20 protein-coding genes are annotated in these 18,046 nt (G+C 46.6%); 5 read left to right on the top strand and 15 right to left on the bottom strand.

Going from position 1 to position 18,046, the window contains the following annotated elements; genetic code table 11:
- The 8 genes from DXZ20_RS00380 to DXZ20_RS00345 all read right to left on the bottom strand — a co-directional run.
- A partial coding sequence (locus tag DXZ20_RS00380; RefSeq protein ID WP_163695526.1) for a C39 family peptidase occupies window positions 1-928 on the bottom strand: 928 nt, incomplete at its 3' end.
- A gap of 1,356 nt (window positions 929-2,284) precedes the next feature.
- Entirely contained in the window at window positions 2,285-3,130 is an 846-nt protein-coding gene (locus DXZ20_RS00375) for a DUF6262 family protein (protein WP_163695523.1), read from the bottom strand.
- Window positions 3,114-4,718 carry a tyrosine-type recombinase/integrase gene (locus DXZ20_RS00370; protein WP_163695520.1) on the bottom strand — a complete coding sequence of 535 codons (1,605 nt, stop codon included), beginning with the start codon at window positions 4,716-4,718 and terminating at the stop codon, window positions 3,114-3,116. The genes DXZ20_RS00375 and DXZ20_RS00370 overlap by 17 nt, the downstream gene beginning before the upstream one ends.
- The gene (locus DXZ20_RS00365; protein WP_163695517.1) at window positions 4,681-5,808 is read right to left on the bottom strand and encodes a tyrosine-type recombinase/integrase; all 1,128 of its coding nucleotides are present in this window, start codon (window positions 5,806-5,808) and stop codon (window positions 4,681-4,683) included. Before DXZ20_RS00365 ends, DXZ20_RS00370 begins: the two co-directional genes overlap by 38 nt.
- A gap of 242 nt (window positions 5,809-6,050) precedes the next feature.
- Complete coding sequence (locus tag DXZ20_RS00360) at window positions 6,051-7,685, bottom strand: hypothetical protein (protein ID WP_163695514.1); 1,635 nt, start codon at window positions 7,683-7,685, stop codon at window positions 6,051-6,053.
- 366 nt (window positions 7,686-8,051) lie between these two features.
- Complete coding sequence (locus tag DXZ20_RS00355; RefSeq protein ID WP_163695512.1) at window positions 8,052-8,525, bottom strand: carboxysome distribution maintenance protein McdB; 474 nt, start codon at window positions 8,523-8,525, stop codon at window positions 8,052-8,054.
- Between the two features lie 4 nt (window positions 8,526-8,529).
- Window positions 8,530-9,294, bottom strand: a complete 765-nt coding sequence (locus DXZ20_RS00350; RefSeq protein WP_163695509.1) for a ParA family protein — start codon at window positions 9,292-9,294, stop codon at window positions 8,530-8,532.
- 351 nt (window positions 9,295-9,645) lie between these two features.
- Window positions 9,646-9,846 carry a hypothetical protein gene (locus tag DXZ20_RS00345; RefSeq protein WP_163695507.1) on the bottom strand — a complete coding sequence of 67 codons (201 nt, stop codon included), beginning with the start codon at window positions 9,844-9,846 and terminating at the stop codon, window positions 9,646-9,648.
- Between the two features lie 115 nt (window positions 9,847-9,961).
- Between DXZ20_RS00345 and DXZ20_RS00340 the strand changes: the two genes are divergently transcribed.
- Genes DXZ20_RS00340 through DXZ20_RS00330 form a run of 3 tightly spaced genes read left to right on the top strand, consistent with a single transcriptional unit; the run spans window position 9,962 to window position 11,162 of the window.
- Entirely contained in the window at window positions 9,962-10,309 is a 348-nt protein-coding gene (locus tag DXZ20_RS00340; RefSeq protein WP_250565517.1) for a hypothetical protein, read from the top strand.
- A gap of 9 nt (window positions 10,310-10,318) precedes the next feature.
- A complete protein-coding gene (locus DXZ20_RS00335; protein ID WP_163695504.1) occupies window positions 10,319-10,819 on the top strand; it encodes a hypothetical protein in 501 nt (166 codons plus the stop codon).
- A complete protein-coding gene (locus tag DXZ20_RS00330; RefSeq protein ID WP_163695498.1) occupies window positions 10,776-11,162 on the top strand; it encodes a hypothetical protein in 387 nt (128 codons plus the stop codon). Before DXZ20_RS00335 ends, DXZ20_RS00330 begins: the two co-directional genes overlap by 44 nt.
- Before the next feature lie 242 nt (window positions 11,163-11,404).
- Here the strand turns inward: DXZ20_RS00330 and DXZ20_RS00325 are convergent, their stop codons facing one another.
- From DXZ20_RS00325 to ltrA, 3 genes are all read right to left on the bottom strand, one after another.
- Window positions 11,405-11,848: a hypothetical protein gene (locus tag DXZ20_RS00325; protein WP_163695495.1), complete on the bottom strand. Its 444-nt coding sequence runs from the start codon at window positions 11,846-11,848 to the stop codon at window positions 11,405-11,407.
- 39 nt (window positions 11,849-11,887) lie between these two features.
- Entirely contained in the window at window positions 11,888-13,555 is a 1,668-nt protein-coding gene (locus DXZ20_RS00320) for an alpha/beta hydrolase (RefSeq protein ID WP_163695493.1), read from the bottom strand.
- Between the two features lie 193 nt (window positions 13,556-13,748).
- Window positions 13,749-15,041 (bottom strand): group II intron reverse transcriptase/maturase, encoded by a 1,293-nt coding sequence (gene ltrA / locus DXZ20_RS00315; RefSeq protein WP_163695490.1) that lies wholly within the window; start codon window positions 15,039-15,041, stop codon window positions 13,749-13,751.
- Here ltrA and DXZ20_RS00310 point away from each other — a divergent pair.
- Window positions 15,035-15,334 (top strand): DUF5372 family protein, encoded by a 300-nt coding sequence (locus DXZ20_RS00310; RefSeq protein WP_163695488.1) that lies wholly within the window; start codon window positions 15,035-15,037, stop codon window positions 15,332-15,334. The genes ltrA and DXZ20_RS00310 overlap by 7 nt on opposite strands.
- 63 nt (window positions 15,335-15,397) lie before the next feature.
- On the opposite strand, the gene DXZ20_RS00305 is transcribed toward DXZ20_RS00310, so the two are convergent.
- From DXZ20_RS00305 to DXZ20_RS00295, 3 genes are read right to left on the bottom strand one after another with little or no spacing between them, the layout of a single operon-like run.
- Complete coding sequence (locus tag DXZ20_RS00305) at window positions 15,398-16,042, bottom strand: hypothetical protein (protein ID WP_250565516.1); 645 nt, start codon at window positions 16,040-16,042, stop codon at window positions 15,398-15,400.
- Between the two features lie 5 nt (window positions 16,043-16,047).
- Window positions 16,048-16,506 carry a hypothetical protein gene (locus DXZ20_RS00300; protein ID WP_163695486.1) on the bottom strand — a complete coding sequence of 153 codons (459 nt, stop codon included), beginning with the start codon at window positions 16,504-16,506 and terminating at the stop codon, window positions 16,048-16,050.
- A complete protein-coding gene (locus tag DXZ20_RS00295; RefSeq protein ID WP_163695484.1) occupies window positions 16,484-16,897 on the bottom strand; it encodes a hypothetical protein in 414 nt (137 codons plus the stop codon). The genes DXZ20_RS00300 and DXZ20_RS00295 overlap by 23 nt, the downstream gene beginning before the upstream one ends.
- 286 nt (window positions 16,898-17,183) lie before the next feature.
- Between DXZ20_RS00295 and DXZ20_RS00290 the strand changes: the two genes are divergently transcribed.
- Window positions 17,184-17,486, top strand: a complete 303-nt coding sequence (locus DXZ20_RS00290; RefSeq protein ID WP_163671919.1) for a hypothetical protein — start codon at window positions 17,184-17,186, stop codon at window positions 17,484-17,486.
- Here the strand turns inward: DXZ20_RS00290 and DXZ20_RS00285 are convergent.
- The gene (locus tag DXZ20_RS00285; protein ID WP_163695481.1) at window positions 17,455-17,934 is read right to left on the bottom strand and encodes a hypothetical protein; all 480 of its coding nucleotides are present in this window, start codon (window positions 17,932-17,934) and stop codon (window positions 17,455-17,457) included. The genes DXZ20_RS00290 and DXZ20_RS00285 overlap by 32 nt on opposite strands.
- Between the last annotated feature and the right edge of the window lie 112 nt (window positions 17,935-18,046).

Here is an 18,046-nt window from a genome sequence, read left to right as displayed (position 1 = left end):
CGCCATTTCTACCGTTGACGATATGCCATCTGCTATCAGAGCTTATAAACGCGATATCGTCAGCTTGGTCGCCATTAAAGTCACCAGTAAAGTAATAGCTTGAACTAAAATCACTATTTTCAGGAATTGTTCTGGGCCGAGTAGCGGGAGGATTAAGGTTAGCTACAGCAGGAGGAACACGGTCAACCCATATCATTGTTTTAGGTTCAACACCGTTAGCGAAAAGCGCTTCATTGGCAAGACCAGCACCTACTCGCCAATCCCACTTAGATTGAAAGTCACGATAAGAGTATTGATAAGTTTTACCGTTTGTCTCTGTATAGTAAATCTTTTCTTCATCAGCAGAAAACCCATGCACAGTAACCCAATGCATTTCAGGCCAAGTTCCTGAAAATGAGATACCTACTGGAGTTGCTCCAGGATCTATCGTACCAACTCTAAGGAGTACAACTACAGGCTTTCCATCGCGTAGCAAGCCAAGAAGTTTGTTAAAGCTGGCTCTCCTCTCTAACTTAACATTGTCACCTTCCCATTGTTTCATCACATCTCTTAGGACATGAGGAGTTGTACCTGTTCTAACATCAACTTTTCGAGTCCTCGATGGATCTATTAGCGTTGGAGCTGGGACTCTAAATGATGGAGGAATAATGAATTCTCGATTAACAGCACTAACTAGAGTGTTGCGATTAACATTGTGTCCGTAAAAGTTAATTACTCTTGCAGCAGAAGTTGGACCACAACTCCAATTATCATTTTGATTACCTGTTTGTGGCATGTCCATCCAAACATAATCATTACTGATAGTAACTGCCGCTTCAGCCTTAGAACTATTAAACAGAGGTACTATTGACAAGAAAGGAATATTTTCAATGTTTGACATACTCATAGATAATGTCAAACCCAAAATCAACAGGTATTTATTTTTCATACTAATTATTTTGGAAATTTTACTGTTAACAGATGACCTAGGAAGACTGATATCACTAAATAATCTATGCACTCAAATCTGCTGAACAGATGCTGTACCTAACCTGATGAATTCTGGCTATGTTAGAACTTTTAAATCAGCATTTAGACCCACATTAGGGACCTAACTTCACTTTCAATTATTAACAAAATTGTACCCTTGCAAGGTACTTTCATCTCGAACCCTATTAATACCATCAATTACTAATGTCTAAACAACTTTCAATGGTGTCAAGGTGTAATACATGATTGAATTTGTTTGATTATAAACCGAAAAATAACTAAAAATAACAGCCGAATTTATTTTTTCTTCCCCAAAGAAGTATTTTTGATGGCTCTATATGGGTTTCTGGGAGGTCTGAACCCAAAAACGCTTGAATCCCTTGTTATGCAAGGCTTTCAGGATTGGAGGTGAAGTACCTCTGAAACATGCTTTGGATAAGGCTTACAAGCTATTGAATGAGGTCACCTCCCTGAAACAGCTATTGAGCCTTTTTGATTTATTGTGTTGTGAATGACCCCTTGTTTGTAAGGAGCTAAAAGATAGAAATTCCCATATCTCTAGCGGTGCTCTTGAAAGCCTTGCTATAAAGAGGTTTGACGTTGTGGACATGTCCACAACGAGAGCGTTTGAATACTACAAAATCATGACATTTGTGGTGGGCTCCATCGGCCTTTTAAGTCTGGAAAATTGCATGGAATGAAAACGCGAAAGGCCACTGGCCCATCGGTGGCTCAATATGGCCACAAATGAACCCAAGATAATGTGGTTCCGAATGGGACGTATTTCATTGATGATCTACAAACTGAAAGCACCATATAACAAGGCTTTCAACAGTACCTTAATTCAAAACCGTAACTTTCTGTTCAAATGCCCCCGCTGGTCCGCGTTAACCGATCATCAACTCATGACGTTTCAGGTGTGCGAATGCGGGCGTTAAGTCGGTCTATCTGAACGAACGCGTCAGCCAAACTGCCCATTGGCTCGTGGCATCCTCCCAAAGGGATGAAATGAACCCTAAATAAGTGACCTATAGTTGCTTACGCTAAAAATTACGCGAACGATTCGTTCTTGGCGAAAGGCTGCCACGGTATATCCGGAAAGCCCATACCCCAAGGGGTTGCCCGGCCTTCCGGTGACCTAACTCTCTACTGATGTGGGTTCAAGTCCCACCAGTTAGGGGAATAACTGACTCCAAGGGCCACACCGAGTAGACCCCCCTTTTTATAGATTACGCAAAAAATTACACTAAAAATTGGATTGATTCAACCGAGACTCAAAGGGGCCATGGGGCCATGCTTTGCGAGATCGCAGTCATTACTCTGTGGCTGAATTGGGGGGCTCAACGTCCATGGGATATTGGAAATAGGCGGTGTCAAAGGGCAACCACTCATCATCGGCAGTGAGAACATGCTGGATGCCATCGATTTGGGTGGCGGCTTTCACGAGCCCCTGGTCGTAGGCCCACGGCCACCACTGGTTAAACTGTGTCTTCTCGATGACGGCATCCGGGGTGTCGTTGGGGTGCCATCCGTCTGAAATGGCGGCATACAGAAAGCCCCCCGGATTGTTGACAACGCCTTTGCTCTGCGCCTCTTTGAGTGCCTGAAATGCGGAAACCACCACCGCTTGAGGAGCCGTGCTAATAAGGTTTTGTAGGGTTGAATTGAGCCGTACCCCCAGTTCATCTAATTGAATTTCAAGTTCACTGTGAGAAAATGGCTGAGATAGCGATTGCTTTAACCGCTGATTTTCTGCCTCTAGCCGCTGCACTTGTTTTTCAAGCTCCCGTACTCGCAGCAGATGCCCGGCAAAGACCTGATTTTGTTGACGCAGCTCTCGATTGTCATGCTCCAGTCGCTTGATGCGATCTCGCAAGGTGTTATTGAGTGCCCGTAGAGAATGATCGCTAGGAGGGGTAGGTTGGGAAGATTGTCCTGTTTTTTGCTGCTGTGCCTGGAGTCGTTGAATCCGTTGTTTGACGGCGAGTTCTTTGTATAACCAGGCTTTTGAGACACCTGCAGTTTCAGCGACCGATTTAAAGCTGATGATGCCCTTGTTCTTGATCAGTGTTTGGATGCCATTATCGACTTTATCAAAGGTGGCCTGTCGTTTTTTCTTCGCACTGTTGGCCAGGCCATGGGTCTTAGGTTTGGTGCTCATGGGTTGCCTCTAGTCCAGTAATGATGGCCTTTAGATTGGCCTGGACGGTTTGATTCATCTTCACTTGCCTTGTCCATCCATGGGCTTGGGCCTTTTGGATAATCTGGGTGGTTTGCTCCAGTTGGTGTTTGTGGAGGTCCAGGTAGTCCGCTGTTGTCCGAAAATGAGTACAGGTTAGACAGGCATTAGCGTGGGGACACCCTTGAGAGATGGTCGGCAGAGCGCAGGACCCATTGGGTAGTGCCTGGGCCTGGATATGCCGCTTAAACCATTGCAGATCTGAGTCATTAACTTGATTGGGAGTGGCCTCAACGACCTGCCCGGCGATGTTAACCACGTTGCCCTGGAACTTGGTAATTTCAGCTTTGAGGGTTTGATCATGGATATGGGCATAGGTGGCGGTCATACTGGGAGATTCATGACCGAGATACCGCTGAACAATATGTTGGGGTACGCCATTGTTGATCATTCGAGTGCCGACGGTGTGGCGAAACTGGTGGCTACGGAAATGCCATAACTGGCCATTTTCGTCACAGATATTGTGTTGTTCTGCCAGCCGATTGAGATGGTAGGTATAGGTTTTGGCGATCATTGGCCTGGCAACAGGACGAAACACCGCATGACCGGCACCTTTGGCATTGGAACAGAACAGGTACTCATAGGCGCTATCTAAATGGTGGGCAATGTATTGGCACTGTTCTTGAATCACATGTACCAGTTCTCGCGACACTGGAATAGTGATTTCTTTTTTCATCTTGAATTGGTAGTAACGCAGGAACCAATCCCCGGCATTATCCTGTATCAAGCAGTTCGGTTTTAGATGGAGCAGTTCAGAAATTCGCATTCCACATTCCATCAATACCAATGTCATGCGCATCACCGGTTCGGCTAAATCATCCAGGTGAGCGTTGAGTTGTTCCAAGACAGTGTCCGGAATGTAGCGGGGAATCGCTTTGGAGGGTCTGGGGATGTCCTCCCGTCGTATTAAGTAGGTGCCAATGGGTAACCACTGTTCCTGATGCGCCCGCTCCAAGAAGTCCCGTAAATCATGAATCAAATGAATGCGACTAGAGACCCGTAACGATTGCCCGGCCAAATAGGCTAGATAATCAACAATGACGGTGCGGATCAACTGCTCTGGTTGGACATAGGGATGCTGAACCGCTAAGAATCGGGAAAACCTAGCTAGTGAGTTGAGTTTGCAGATAGCTGATGGCACACTCAGGGTGCTCAAGATGAGCTTAATAAAGTGTTTGGCACTTTCCCGTAACCAAGGTTGAGAGATGCGTTTGAAATTGAGCAGACGCGTTTTAACATTGGGCTCGGGGATAATGCCGAGTGTGTGAATATCCCAACAGTCCTTTTGAAATTCACGCACGCGAGAGCGTGAATAGGATTCAGCCGCTTCCGCATCAAAGGGCTGTCCACAGTGGTGACAAAAATAGAGCTGTTGTTGAACGGATTGGGTTCCATCCCGGTAGGTAGAAGTGACGCCATTGCAGTGATCGCAAAATCGGATCACCTCAACGGGCTTAGGTTTAGAAGAGGTTTTATAGCGGGGTGTTTTTGACGGAGTTGGAGGAGTCATTTCGATTAATGAGGTAGTCCTGATAGGCCTGTTTGAGGTCATCGGTGCTGACATGCACATAGGTGTCGAGGGTAGTTTGAATGTGGGCATGGCCCAGGCGTTTTTGGACATAGGCCATATCCATTCCTTCCCTCAGTAACTGAGTTGCATGGGTATGGCGCAGCATGTGAGGATGGATCTTGATGCCGGTTTTCCGAGCCAGGCGGGTGAAGAGAGCCATGACGGTGCTGTAGGTCATGGGTTGACCTTTGCGGCCTTCCCAGAGATTGACAAACACATAGTCGCTGAGGTGATCGCCTAGAATCTCCATAAATTCATCACACACATAGCGTGTGTAGAGCCCCATTAACTCTTTGGTGACATGGATAATATAGCGATGTTGGCTCTTGGCGCGAGCACCGTTCGCATTGTCATCGCGAGGTTCAATGCGAATGAGATTATCCATCGATTGAATGTCTTTATGACGCAGCCCTAGAGCCTGGCCAATGCGCATACCGGATTCATATAACAAACAGATCAAGAATTGATCTCTTACGCGATGACAGGTTGCGATCAGGATTTGAACCTGCTCCGGTTCGACCGTTTTCGGAACTCGTTTGGGGACTTTAAGTTTGAGCAAACGAGTTTTAACAGGTTTACCTTTGTTGATGTGATGGAGGAAGCTTTTGTACCGTGTCCCTGGTTTCAGAACAGTTTTATAGAGAGGGATATGGGGGGCGAGCCCAGTCTTCTCATGGAAATCATAAAACAAGCACACAGCAGAGAGGATGTTATTAATTGAAGCCTCTGAGCGTGGTGACGATGTTTGTGAGATAGATTGAACGAAATGAGGATGGGGCGTTCTTAGCCAGAGGACAAAGTCGGCTAATTCAGGCAGTCCGATGGCTGTCCACTGCAGATGAGTCTGGTATAAATAGTCCCAGTACAACCGCAGGTGATAGGCATAGGTTCTGAGTGTATTGGGAGAACGATCTAGATTGCGTAGATAGTCGAGAAAATCTTGGACAGGTTCAATGAGCTGGTAATTGTTATTTAAAACAAGCCACGTGACATTGGCGTCAGTCAGGGTGGCCTTCTGAACTTTCACCATGATTACGTTGTAGACGCTGTAGAAAAGCTTGTGTTTAGACGTCTACATTGTAGTGCAAGTGTTCTATAATTTGTTGTTGTTTACTCTGTAGACATAAGAATATCCGCTAGAGTTTGAAATCGTTATTTGACTTACACTAAAACTTACGCGAACGCCTATAAGCCTTGTCCTAAGGCAGGATAGGCCATCATTGGGGCTCAGCTCTATACCCGTTGTAATCGGTGTTGTCGTAGACAATTACGTCAGCATGGTGGGTCGTTCCGTCTAGCATGACGCCGAGCGTGGGCTTCGGCTTTCAGAATGGGATCGTCAGAGTTCTCCCAGAGGTCTAATTGGGCGTCATAGTCGCGTTGCAGGCGGTCTAAATGGTCATCGATGTAAGAGCGTTGTCGAACCTTTTGATCGTTCTGAGCGCTACTGATGGCTTGGTAAATGTGTAAGCGAAGCTGTTGAGGAACAGGGCTGTGGGTTGCCGAGGGATTATTACACCCTGGTTGTTGGATAGCCTCCCTATCAATAGACTTAGAATCGTTGATATAAGGTGTATTACATCCAATCTCCCAATAAGCTTGTGAGGATTGCGTTGGGGACTGAAACCCCAACGCATCCCCTTGGGAAGGCGGGGGGTTTGGGGGGATTTTTAGATTGCTGGGTGCCGCTGTGGCTGTTATAAATCGAGGATGCCACAGGTCCTTGTGCTTATACAGTGAACTGCCGCTAATGCCCTGGTTTGTTAGCTGGTCAAATCGTTCTGTAATTCCGGCAGGCCAGGTGCCTGTAGATTGCAACGTTGTAACCGATTGGGTAATGCGTGCTCTGACCTCTGTTTGTTGACGCTCATTCCAAGAGGGTCCCTCCGGTGTTACGTCGATGGGTAGCTTATCTGCCCCGTACGGGAAGTAGTGACTGGCTTCGATACATCTGACCCAGTCTTTGACTTTGGCTTCAAGGTCGTTCTGATGACGGCACCAGAGGGTAAACCCTGGCAGACTTTGAGCGGTTTCCATTATGTGTCCTACTAGGGCTTCCCCTGTGAGTGGTTCTGATGCCCCTAAGATGTGACCAAAGATATAAGCCCTCATAGTGATGCGGCCCAGGAGTCTATTGGTTTGCCCCCGCCCCGTCCAACCGAGTGCGACCTCGGCGTTGAGGTCGTTTAGAAACTTTTCGGCTTTATGGGATACCCGATAGATTTTGCGTTGGGCCTGCTCGATGACGAGTTCTAGGGTGTGGCTGGTGATGTCATTGTGGGCGGTGGCCGTCTCCCAGTAATTGATGAAATGAAAACCACTGCTTTCGATAGGTTGCAGGTCAGCATTAAGTAGGTAGCTGCCCTGCTGGAGGGGGAGCCGATGGCCGTTGTAGAGGGTGTCTCCGGTTGGGTTGTAGGCTTTGGCATTAGGAAAGACCTCTAGCCACCCAGACATGACTTTGAATCCTTTATTCTCAAGCAGAGTGGTGATAGCCAGCCCGACTTTCCAGGACGGGAGCGGTGTTTCAAAGGGAAAGTAGAGGTGGAGGCCCCCACTGTCTGAGCTGGTCAGTGTCAGGTGTTGAAAGAGGTCTAAGGGTTCGAGAGCTTCGCAGATGCGAGCGATCCCAAGAGGGTCACGCCTGGGATGGTAGGGACTGCCCGAATCGATATCGAGCATGGCGTACTGAGTGAGTGAACCAAACCGGACCCCGTATAGATAGGTGCCTTGGTTAATGAGTCTGTCCGAGAGGGGGTGTCTGGTTTCCGTTTGCCACTGGGGTTTTGTGCCAGGGTCAGGATGTGGGGTGTAGAGATAGTCAAATCTATGCGGCCACAGTGCCAGGAAGCGATCATCCAGCTCCTGGACAAATGTGGGCCGCTGCAATGTGGATGCAACTGCCATTGTTTTGGTGGTTAGTAAGGGGCAAACCACCAGACAAAAAGGGATTACTCAACAAGTTGCAGGAATGTTCTATTCCCGCTAGAATTGCACATGAAAACCCTGTCAACGTCTTAATTAGGTTTCCATCCCCCATTAAAGACGTCGTGTCCAGTGGATAAATTAAATAACTAGAAAGCCTTCCGCTCCGCCAAGTTTGGAAGGTTTTTTAGTGCCTTCAGAGATTTAGTTCATAGATACTACCTCCTTGATTAATTCAGAGATCTTACTATGTTCTGCCTGCGAGCTGCCACATGCAGGTCAAAGAACAAGATGTACAAAGCCTGTGGGGCTGAGTTGATGTAAAACTTCGCAATAAAGTCGAACCAATTAACCAGGTCCAAATCTATCTATCATCGCCTGAGCCCGTTTCCGATTTGCAAGTTGTTGTCGGTGTGAGTTTTTCTCTTCGGCTTTTTCCATCACCTGGGCCATAGCTCCCGGATTGGCTTCTATATATTCAAACATCGACTCAATCAACACCTCACGGCTAATGCCGTTTTCCTTGCAATGCTGGTGCAGTCGATTAATTAATCCCACCTCTAATCGGAAGGTGCTACGCTTCACTTCCAGATCTTTGAGTGGTGTCTCGACCTCAATATGTCTGGATATCGATGTGTCTACACTGGGCTTTGATACATCAATATGTCCTGAATTCGATATGTCTGTACTTGCTGTAGGTGTTGAATTATTAGGCTTTTCATGTTCCGTATGTCTCGGAGTCTGTATGTCTACAACCTTCGGCGCGACCTGATTACTACGAGGGTTGACCTTAGGGCGTTGTCGATTTTTAAGTCTGCTCAAGGCATCACTCATTGCTCAGAGACTCCGTGATTTGTTCAAAAGGGTACTGTAAATCGGGCTGTCCGATGTCAGATAGTAGTTTGCCAGTGCGAATAGCGTTTTTATATTTCTCGGATTCGCGGATGGAGGCTAGTACGGGGACCTTGCCTGCAAATTCTTTCATGGCGGCGACGTTCTCGCGGCTTTCTTTGGTTTGGGTATTGCCTACCCAGCGATCTCGAAACGGAATGATACCCAGTACTTGACCATTAAACGCTTCGATGTCGGCCTGTTCATCAAGGAAAGCGAGGGTTTCCACCAGGGAGTTAACGCCTTTAACGTTGGCTTCGACGGGAATAAGGACATGGTTGGATGCGCCAGCGGCGGTAAGACTAATTTGAGATCGCGACGGCTGCACATCGATCAACGTGTAGTCGAAGATATCTGCCACATCTTTAAGGCATCGCCGCAGCGCAAACGCACCGGCTCCGCTGCTGCTCAATCGGTCGGATACTTTAAATAGACCCGTATCCGCTGGGACGATAAATAGATTTTCGTATTGGGTTTCGTAAATACCGTCTTCGATAGTGACTTCACGGGTGAGCACTTCAAACAGACTGGGGTCATCGGCCTGGACTTCGTGGTTGAGATAAAAAGTCAGATTGGCTTGGGGGTCAGCATCGATCACTAATACTTTTTTGCCTTGCTTGGCTAGCAGTAGTGCAGTGAAAAAAATCGTGGTGGTCTTACCCTGGCCACCAGAAAGGGATATCGCAGAGCAGGTTTGCATGGACTCATCTCCAACTCGTTGCCCCCAAGATAAGTGCATGTGTTCTATTTATCAATATTTATGTATGTCTCTAGTTAAATATGTCTTGACATATATATGTCTGTAAATTTAATCACGGCGTTTTGAGGGGAAGGTTAGGCCTGTTTTTGTAAAAGCATTGATTCCTGGGGATTAAAGCTGATGTGTCTTGAGGTTAATATGTCTGCACTCTTTGTGGTTTGCTTTGGCTCTGTGTGTCTAGACTTAAATATGTCTAAAAGCCTATATGTCTCTGGTTCACTATTTTAAGGAGTCGATATGTCAAGACATATATGTGTCTATGTATCGAGACTCCATGATGTCTAGCCATGTTTAGTCTGGTTTGTCTTGCTTGATGGTGAGTTCCACTTCGCCTCGGCCAATAGCTTCTAAAAGTTCCGATCGACTCTTATAACCATGCTTATCTGCTAAGGCTTTTAAGCCATCCCAGGCCGTTGGCCCGAGGGTGACGCTGTGCTGTGATTTGATTTCGTCGCGATCAGCGGGAATCCCGCGCTGTCTGGGCATAAGCATGGTGAGCAATGTCCTTAGATCGTAGTAGGTAACGAGATTGTATAAAGGTACCTGCTTTTATTTCTTGTATGTTATAGGTTTAATGTATGTACCTGCTTTCATTTCTTGAGTGTTAATGAAAGGACTTGCGATTTCGATTACTACCGTTCTTCTGATCGGCTGTTCCAACGGCAGTCAAATCAGTTTGCTCAGTGAACCAGTCGAAGCGGTTGCTCCCTCGGCGTTACCGCCAGTAGGGTTAGAACCCTATGGCTTGGATGGTGAACTTAACGAATCTGAAATCAGGGCATTGCTGTATTTGCAGTTTCCCCAGAGCTATGAAGCCATCTCCGAACGGTTTGGTTTCCCAGCTTATCGAGATAGTGCTGCTGACTATTACAAGCTGCCCAATGAGCGCTGGGTAGCCATTTATTACAGCGGTTATACCGCTACCGGATATCGATTGAGTGATTCTGGAGATTAGAGGTAACCTATGGTTAGAGCGTCCCCCTATGCACGGATGAAACTGCAGGAGCTAAAACGCCGAGTCAAACAGTCGTGGTCCACCCTCAACACTTGGAAGGATGGGGTGGTGCTTCAGCCTGAAAACTTTGACAAAGATACCAAGCGTTTTGGCGACCGCCGCTACAAGAAAACCTGGGCCAAGGCCCTCGCCTATTTTGAGGCCGTCAACGCCTACGAAGGGTGCCTTGATGCCTACATGCTAATTTTGCACGATTTTAATTTCACTGCTGATCGCTGGGACTATGAATATCGGCATGAAATCTTAGATGCTTTTTTGATGTATCCCGACGGTTTGGAGATTATCAAACAAGGTCTAGAACAGTTATTCTCAGCGGACTTTGCCCCTAACGAGAGAGACGAGGCCCATGGGTTTTTCAAAATGGTGGAAGAGCGAGAAGGAGAACGTCGAACCATCGGAGTCCCAAATGGATCTACTTGGCGACTCCCAGTTACTGCCACCGCAGCGTGAGCGGGTAACCGGCGCGATTGTTTTTAAGCGCTTTACTCAGTCAATCAAAGACAATGGCGGCAGTCCTCAGTCTTATAGAAACGCGGTGGTTGAGGAAACCAAGGAGCTGTTTGATTGCTCGGTCAATGAGCTGTACCAGATGACGGGCGGTAAGATTCGCGATCGCTCGACACTGCCCCAGTCTGCCCAGGAAGCTTACATGGTAAATGAGTCATTATCAGCGAATGAGCTGGAGCGCATGCACGGCACGATTGGTGGTGAAACTCAGGAAGAAGTAGACGAGCGGATTCTTGGTGTGGTGCGGGAGCAGTCTAAGCAGACGCGAAAGTGGTTGCCCTGGTAGTGGGCTTTGCTGCATTGTCCTGACCAATGCTTTAGTCTGAATGAATAGTACTAACTTGGCCCTGGTTGAGAGCTGGGGCTTTTTTATGGGACGAACGGAACCAGCTGAATAGTTGCGTCGCTTGGGCAACTAGGCAAGAGGAATTAACGATTGAGATGAGCTGACACAAACCTTTGAAAGTTAATTGGGCAACCATTCAAAGGTCAGCTCCATCGATTTGTTAGGCAAATTTATCCGCCCTCCTAGTTCTCAAGCGCTTGCTCCTGAGTTGGCAAATCAACTACCTCATTAGGCAAAGTGCTAGATAGAAAAGAAAATTCAGGCTCTAGATTAATAGCTGTATCCGGAATACGTTGACCGGAATCGTGAAAATTTATCCCATCAATAGAAAACCTTATCTCTTTTCCTGCATTCTCAGACAAGAAATTTGGATTAACGGTCTTGATATAGAACCCAGCAGAAAATTCACCATATTTCCTCAACTTATAATTATCAAAATAAATATCCCAACTCATATTAGAGATAGGTGGCTTTTCGTCGACATAAATTTTAACCAAATAAACGACTTCGGAGAGTTCAACAAGATCCCTTTCTTGAATGTAAGAAATGTTTCTTAGATCTGCTGGCTTAGGTTGTGCAGCAACAACTTGTATCGCAGTGATAGTTGGATAAATTAACTCAAACATAATTCGTCTCCATGTGTCTAAAAATATATTAATGAAAGCTTACAGAGTGAACTGAAATTCATCGAAGTACAAAGTGCCGGAGGGAGTGCTCACAAAAGATAGTTGAATGCGCGTTATTTCATTCACCTTAATTCCATCCTTCTCTAAAGTTCTGAATGGAACTCTTAAGGTTTGCATAATCGTTCTCTTAATGGCAATATCAGAGCCAGGATAAACAAATATATCTGGATATAAAATTCTATTGATCGAACTTGCCAAAAAAGAAGTTGTATTTGCTGTATCACTTACACTTATCAAGAAATCTTGCTCAATATCTTTTGGATTATTTTCTTCCGAAGACTGTGCAACTCTAAATGCAAGAAATTGATAGTTTGAAATATCTAATGAGTCTAATGAGCTAGGCAGTATATTAGCTGTATAAGTTCCACTCCTTTGGCTCCAATCAATTCTCAGTCCTTGAGTTTCTTGGCCCAGAAATATATCTGATGTGACTATATCTGTTTTATCCAAAGACAGTTTTACAGCATTAATCTGAGAGTTCTGAATGTTGCCCTGAAATGGTTTAGAAATGGATATTTCATCTAATTTTTCCTCAAAATGTTGAATAAATAGTCTTTTTTGAGACTGAAATTGGGATGTCATTTTAATCAAATCTGAAAACCAGCCTTGTTCAACTGCTATTCGATAGTCCTCAAGTAATGCCAAATATTCTACTTTCTTGAGTAAAACTAATTGTGCCATGGCTGAGATATAAATCTTGGCAATATTCTCTTGTTCTTCACGAGCAAGAGTATCTTCCGATTCTTGTTCCCAAACACTGTTGAAAAAATTATGATTTGCTTTGTAAATCCATAGAAGAGACTTAAAACCCTTGGCATCATTTGTAGGATTATCTAGGTCAATAGGATGAGCTCGATCGTAAGTTTTATATCCATCAAAACTGAAAACATCAGCATCTCGGCTCCCATGCAATACCAAGTAATTTTCTTGAACTTTTGTTGCCCCAGACAACGGTTCATATTGACTATCGGTAGGCGCAATAGCTACAACACCTTTTATTTCAAAATTATAAGGTCCTATTCCTTCTGAGCCGTCTAATCTAATAGGTACTGTATCTTCGTCAAATTGGATTTCTAATAGCTTATTAAAGTAGCTCGCATGACCAACAGCTTCACCTCCACGAGAATGTCCAATTATCATTATATTTGACATATCAACTTTGTTTTCGAGAGGATGTCCTATCTGATTGTTCCACATCTGAAATTGGCGAATATGCTCTAGGTGAATAATTGCTCTTCCATCGTTTTCACCCCTATTTCCGCCATTCAAAAAATTCACATCAATAGTCGCAGCTATAATTCCATAGGAAGCCAGCAATTCACATAAGTAAATGTATCCTGGGGTCGAATTCTCCTCTGGCTTATGATTTCCATGTGCAATAATTGCAAGAGGAAAAGGTCCTTGGCCTAGAGGCATCCTCATAATTCCATTGATTGGTACCGAAATTTCTTGAAATGGCCATGAAAAGGGTTGCCCTATCTCCGCGATGCCAGATAAATCAATCCTTCTCGTTAAGAAATCTTGTGTTGGGTTATCAAAGATCTGATAATCTCTCCATGAAGGATTATTGCCGTAATTTAGTCCTGGTGCAGCATAAACCACTGATTTAAATTGAAACGATCCTGATTTTGAAGGATTTTCTAACATGAGCTTTACCTGATAGACGACTTACTCGATATGAACTCACTTCTTTCGAGCTTTCGATAGATATTACTCTAACAATGAAAGAATCATGAGATTTCAGTCGGGTAAAGGGATAGGTTTTATCTATAGCCTACCCCCTCCCCTCAGAACCGTGCGTACAACTTTCACTGTACACGGCTCAAGCAATCTCGACTGCTCACCGATGTAATTGATGATGGCAGACCAAATGGACGGCCATCAGATTGGACGCATGGTTCGTCCCTCCTTGAGAACGTGGAATTTTGTGATGAATGTGGATAGCTTCCCCATTGAATAGGGATTGCCCACAATTAGGACAATTCGCTTGCTGCTGCAGGATAACCCGCTGGGCTGCTTTAGGATACTCCCCTATCTGGGTTGAGCGACGATTTCGCTGCTCAAAATAATCCTTAAGGTCAGGATTATCCGGACTGGCGTCGCCCTGAATCAACACATGTCGTTGAATGCGGGTGTAGCCAATGCGATAGAGCACCATCCCCGTGTCCTTGTCGACAAAACTCCACTGACTACCTGGGTAAGCTGGGTGATTCGCCCAATACCGTTGGTCTCGCCAAGTGAAGGACTTGTTGGGATGGGATTTGCTAATCCAGCGTCTGAGTTTCCAAAAGATGTAGTATTCCAGCTTATAGAAAACCGCTGAGCTGACCACCCCACGATAGTAATTCGCCCATCCTCGAAGGATGGGATTGAGTACCTTGATTAGGTACATTGCATTGCTGCCGTGGAGTCGCTTGAAGGTGTGTCGTAATTTCTCTCGAAACGCGGATACCTTCTTACGAGCAGGTCTAATGAGCAATTTCCATCCTGTACGAGTAATACGACTTGGGTAGTGACGGATGTTAAATCCTAAGAAATCGAATCCTTCCGATAAATGAACTATCCGAGTTTTTTCTTCGGATAGTCGTAATCCTCGAACGCTGAGGAAGCGTTGAAGGTCGAGTTGGGTGGCCTCTGCTTCTGCTTTACTCTCGCAAAACACCACAAAGTCATCCGCATAGCGGACCATTAATCTCCGCACCCCTCGTTTCCGACAGCCATTAGTATCTCTGACAATCCCAAGGGCTGCTTCCATGCCATGTAACGCAATGTTGGCCAATAGCGGAGAGATAATTCCACCCTGAGGGGTTCCCGCTATAGTTGGATGCCAGATACCGTCTTCCATATACCCCGCCTTTAGCCACTGAGCTATTAGCGCTCGGGCAGGAAAATTCCCCACCTGAGTCAACAGATATGAATGGTTGATGGCATCGAAACACCCAGCAATGTCGGCATCTATCACCCACTTCTTGTGATTGGTTGGTCTTGCGATGACATAGATTCGAGCAATGGCATCATGCGCACTGCGACCGGGGCGAAAGCCATAGCTGGTTGGTTCAAATTGAGCTTCCCAGCAGGGTTCCAACGCCGCTTTGACCATCGCTTGTAAGCAGCGGTCGACGATACTTGGCACGATTAGATCGAACTGCACATCATCTCAACCTGGATTTGGGATGTGTCACCATTACCCATCCATTTCATCCCTACTCGGGTCAAACCTTTGAAGTTCTGAAAACTCGTAGGGTCTCAAACCAAGAGACCGTCTTGGTTAAAGGAGGAATCAGTGGGACATTTGCGATTCCCCTATCCTGGACCGACCGCATACGACCGATGGATTATCACTCTGAGCTTCGTCTTGCCCCGGATTTATTTCCAGAACTGCTGAGCACATTGCAACGGCTTGAAACTGAACATCAACAGCAGTAACCACTTGTCTGAACATACGGTTGATCTCATTATGGAGGTCCTGATGCCGAGCTAACCCCCATCTCACCAGTTATTTTTCTCTGCTCGTAACCTTCCAAGTCGTGTGGCCCAGATAATTCGGTCAGCTTCGCTCATGGATTGCTGTCGGGCAATGGCAAGCCAGTCAATATAGCCCCGGTCCAGGGCGGCCAGCGGTGCTTGATTAGCTAGATCTATGCCGTTAAGTTCTTCGGCTAGGGAAAGGGTGACCTGGTGTTGGCTGGCCTGTTGTCGTAGGACAAGGGCCTGTTTGTATAGTCGCTTCAGCTGTTTGGCATCGGCATCGGCGGGAGACTTAGCCCCATGCTGATAGGAAAAACTGCCCAGGTTCCACTTGTGGTTGCCAGGGTCTATATGGCCATAGTAGGCAGCGGTATAGCCACCATCGGGTGTGCGGGTACCTTCGGCATTGCCTACGGCATGGGCAACGAGGGAGTTGCTGCCACCGTGGAATAAGGTTTCTAAGGCATGGCGGATGACTTGGGTAATTGGTGTTGGGGAGGTCTGTGTGGGTTTGGGGGCAAAGCTGAGGCTAACTGCGCGAGTGGGTGCCTTTTCGGTTTTAGTCGGTGGTGAATCAAAGGTAAGGGCGATGTCCTTGGCCGGGGCCGGAGTGGCCCATAGGAAAACGAGGCCGATGGGTATCGACCAGGGAAGCGACCGGGGCATGGTGTTTACTCCGTTAGAAATTGTTCAATTAGCTCAGTGGCGGGTTCGATCAGGGCCCAGGTGCCATCAGGTTCTTTTCGGAAGGTGGCAAAAACCAGTCGCTCTGCGCGACCAATGGTGTGACCTTGGGAACGCTGGCCCAGGTTAGGACGGTTGATGCCACAGAGGCGAAACAGGTAGGCGGGGACCTCTGGGCTGGTGAGGGCAAGACAGTGATCATCCATAGGTTGGAGTTTGCCATCAAAGGGCATTTGCACCAGATCGCCGCCCAGTTCCATGGTGATATCGCCGAGACCGCTGCTAATGCGGTAGTTGCCCACCTGGTTACCGACCTGGAGTTCCCAGGTTTGTTGAATGGTGATGTTGCGTGGTGATGGTGGACCTGACTGGCAGGCGGCCAGTAGAGTGAGCAGTGCCCCACCGGCTACCTGCACCATGTGTCTAGTGTTGAAGTTTAAAGCCATAGCCTACATACTCCTCGTCTTCGTACAGCACTACTAGCCAGGTATTGGGATCAAAGGCCAGGGGATAGGCAGCGCGTTCGGCTGAGACTCCGGCTCGCACTTCGATGGCCGTTAGGGTGCAGTAGGGTTCTTCGGCAATGGCTTCGATGGCCTGGCGGTTTTCTCGTTCGGGGACGGTGAGTAGCTGGGTGAGTTGTTGTCGTGAGAGAACGGCTTGGCTGGATATTATGTCCTGGCAGCGGTCTTTCTTGGCGGAGGCGGCTCTGGCTTGGAAGCGGAGGCCCAGGCCCAGGCTAAAGCTGAGTAGCATGAGTAGGCCACTGGTGATGAGGCGGTAGCGTCGTTGTCGTCTAGGGCGTCGTTTGGGTCGTTGTGTAGTTTTTGGGTTCATGGGGTGCTCCTTGCTGGCTGCTATCCAGGTGATGTGAGTATAGATGCAGTTTTCTACAAGAGGCAAGGGCTAAATCCTTATGAGATAAGGGCTGTGGGATTTGTGCAATAATCTCTAAAGCTGTGGCAACAAAGGTTGATCGGTTAAGAAAAAAGTTGACATTATTTTTGCAACAACAATTTCATGGAGGTGTAGGTATGGGGCGGTAGAATCTATAAATGTTGCGATCGCAAAGAAGTCAAAAGTTACTCTATAGCTTCCACGAAATACGCCAAGAGCATTATCTATGAATCCATTAACCGAAGCATTACTGCTTGAAATCGCTCAATCCTGTGCAGGATATCAAACTACGCGTAAAATCAATTTCACTGAACTGAACCAGCTGAGCATGGAAAATCCATTGGTCAGCCAAGATTTACCATCGATGCCAGGGGATTACTATCAGGTAGAGTTTGAGACGCCACAGCAAGCAACCGGATTTAGAGCAGAACTGGGAAGCCGAGGGTTTACTAATACTCATGTGACGACCAATGGCGTTGCCTTTGCCCTGGTTGTCATCAATGAGGATTTTGAGAATCCCTATCAGTGAGAATCTGGGCGATGGGAGCAAACCCTTGATTTTGTTCTGGTTTCAACCAACCGTTAGCGAGGTATGTAGATAGCGAGGCGTCCTGTGACATCCTCAAACCGGTCCAATTGGTTACTCGAATGACATCGGTATCGAGCAAGCCATAGTGTTGTTTAAGAGCTGCCCAGATATTACCTTCGATTTCAGTCAATGATGGTCCTCTAAAGGTGACTGATTCATTGCCGGAGACTGCCAAGGTAATCCGTGCTGGGTCAAAACGATTGACTAGCGCAATCATGGCCGATAGACCTGATAGTTCATAGTCGGAGGTGACAATGACGAATGGTTTATCTGGGTACCCATTCATTTCATGCCGCAACCATCGCTCAGATTGTTGCGCATTGAATTGACTACCGACAAAAATGTCGCTATTGATGATGACTATCTTAAACTGGTGACCGAGTTCCACGACCCTATTGATTGCTTTAACAATATTCTAGGCCATCTCTAAATGGTCAGTCCAGAAGCTTTTTAATATCATTTGAAACCCCTACCTCCCCAACAACGCTATCGCCAGTCCT

Source organism: Adonisia turfae CCMR0081, from assembly GCF_011009555.1.
In the GTDB taxonomy this organism is placed as follows: Bacteria; Cyanobacteriota; Cyanobacteriia; order Phormidesmidales; family Phormidesmidaceae; genus Leptothoe; species Leptothoe turfae.
The sequence above is the reverse complement of the archived record's forward strand: the minus strand, read 5'-3'. Positions and strand labels throughout refer to the sequence as shown.

Bases quoted from the DNA above. Each gene is read 5' to 3' on its own strand.
- DXZ20_RS00305 (WP_250565516.1), bottom strand. From the start codon at position 16,042: ATGCCCCGGTCGCTTCCCTGGTCGATACCCATCGGCCTCGTTTTCCTA.
- DXZ20_RS00335 (WP_163695504.1), top strand. From the start codon at position 10,319: ATGGTTAGAGCGTCCCCCTATGCACGGATGAAACTGCAGGAGCTAAAA.
- DXZ20_RS00340 (WP_250565517.1), top strand. From the start codon at position 9,962: ATGAAAGGACTTGCGATTTCGATTACTACCGTTCTTCTGATCGGCTGT.
- DXZ20_RS00320 (WP_163695493.1), bottom strand. From the start codon at position 13,555: ATGTTAGAAAATCCTTCAAAATCAGGATCGTTTCAATTTAAATCAGTG.
- DXZ20_RS00370 (WP_163695520.1), bottom strand. From the start codon at position 4,718: ATGACTCCTCCAACTCCGTCAAAAACACCCCGCTATAAAACCTCTTCT.
- DXZ20_RS00345 (WP_163695507.1), bottom strand. From the start codon at position 9,846: ATGCTTATGCCCAGACAGCGCGGGATTCCCGCTGATCGCGACGAAATC.
- DXZ20_RS00350 (WP_163695509.1), bottom strand. From the start codon at position 9,294: ATGCAAACCTGCTCTGCGATATCCCTTTCTGGTGGCCAGGGTAAGACC.
- DXZ20_RS00325 (WP_163695495.1), bottom strand. From the start codon at position 11,848: ATGTTTGAGTTAATTTATCCAACTATCACTGCGATACAAGTTGTTGCT.
- DXZ20_RS00375 (WP_163695523.1), bottom strand. From the start codon at position 3,130: ATGAGCACCAAACCTAAGACCCATGGCCTGGCCAACAGTGCGAAGAAA.
- DXZ20_RS00290 (WP_163671919.1), top strand. From the start codon at position 17,184: ATGAATCCATTAACCGAAGCATTACTGCTTGAAATCGCTCAATCCTGT.
- DXZ20_RS00330 (WP_163695498.1), top strand. From the start codon at position 10,776: ATGGATCTACTTGGCGACTCCCAGTTACTGCCACCGCAGCGTGAGCGG.
- DXZ20_RS00300 (WP_163695486.1), bottom strand. From the start codon at position 16,506: ATGGCTTTAAACTTCAACACTAGACACATGGTGCAGGTAGCCGGTGGG.
- DXZ20_RS00365 (WP_163695517.1), bottom strand. From the start codon at position 5,808: ATGGTGAAAGTTCAGAAGGCCACCCTGACTGACGCCAATGTCACGTGG.
- DXZ20_RS00360 (WP_163695514.1), bottom strand. From the start codon at position 7,685: ATGGCAGTTGCATCCACATTGCAGCGGCCCACATTTGTCCAGGAGCTG.
- DXZ20_RS00295 (WP_163695484.1), bottom strand. From the start codon at position 16,897: ATGAACCCAAAAACTACACAACGACCCAAACGACGCCCTAGACGACAA.